Below are 1,138 nucleotides of genomic sequence, written 5' to 3' on the forward strand. Positions count from 1 at the left end.
CGGCCAGGAGCGGTCGTTCGACGCGACAAGCTAAATCGCTGAGAATGAGCGTTCAAGGATCCTCGGGTATCGACAGGTACGCAGAACAGATATGGGCAAATACTCATTCAGACCTTTCAGCCAGTTACGTCATCGACTTCTTACGCACGGTGCGGCCTGCTTAGTGACGCTGCTTCCATGCACCGGACTTCTCGCTAGTGCCGCGCCGACGCCCAACGGCTATGTCGGGCACCTTGGGGGTGTGCCGGTAAATATCCCACGCGCCTATGGCCGCTTCCTCGAATACGAAGGCGACCCCAATTTCATGGAGCAACGCAAAGGCGATACGCCGCCACGGGACTATCACTCAGGCATTCGCGGCTTCGCATTCGAAGTGCACTTTCCCGACATGGCCGTGCTTGATGTCCGAAATCCCGACGCTACGCCAAAGGAAACGCTTTCCACCAGTAGATGGATGCGCGTGCTGGTCTGGGCGAACAGCGACTTCAGGGTCGACAGCGAGACATACATGGTACGCATGACGAAAGAGGTCAGAATGACCGGACCTGATCCCTATCGGGAAGAGCCAGGGCTTGTACACGGTCTGCGCGCATTTTCGAATATCAAGGACGATGAGCGGCATCTAGGGGGCAGCGGCGAGAGACGATACCTGGAGGTCGGCAAAGACGGGAAGACGCTGACCCATATAGCGTGCAAGGTCAGCGTGTATGCGTCGAGCAGTTGCGCCATGACCTTTGTCCTAGATCCAGCCATGCACGCGAAGATTCGGGTGACGTTTCGCAAGGGATTGCTGGAAGACTGGCGCAAAATCAAGGCGTCGGTATCGAAAGTCATGCTCGAGTTCGCAGTCGCGAATGCGTCTGACAAGTAACTCAGAAATTTGATAGCCCCCCGCAACAGGGTCCGTGCAGGTAGGGGCAAGCAATAGCGCGCAAGCGTTGGCAGATTCAGCCACTGTGTCAGAGGTCCGGCGCGCTAGATCCCGTTCCTCAGATACAACAGTATTCCAACGCTGTGCTTACACTCGTTCTTGAGCGCGGCGACAAGGAAGATGGTTCCCCACACCTCACAAACGACTCTTCAACGAGGCAGTCTGATTGTCCGATTCGGAGAAACCCGGCAGGCCGCTATGGGTCGG

Annotated in this window: 1 protein-coding gene; it reads left to right on the forward strand. The window is 56.8% G+C overall.

Features of this window, described 5'->3' with window-relative positions; all coding sequences use genetic code 11:
• Positions 1-163: 163 nt before the first annotated feature.
• Positions 164-871: a hypothetical protein gene (locus KHO18_RS28245; protein ID WP_144203687.1), complete on the forward strand. Its 708-nt coding sequence runs from the start codon at positions 164-166 to the stop codon at positions 869-871.
• Positions 872-1,138: the final 267 nt, after the last annotated feature.

The sequence above is a fragment of the Cupriavidus campinensis genome (assembly GCF_905397395.1).
GTDB lineage: Bacteria > Pseudomonadota > Gammaproteobacteria > Burkholderiales > Burkholderiaceae > Cupriavidus > Cupriavidus campinensis.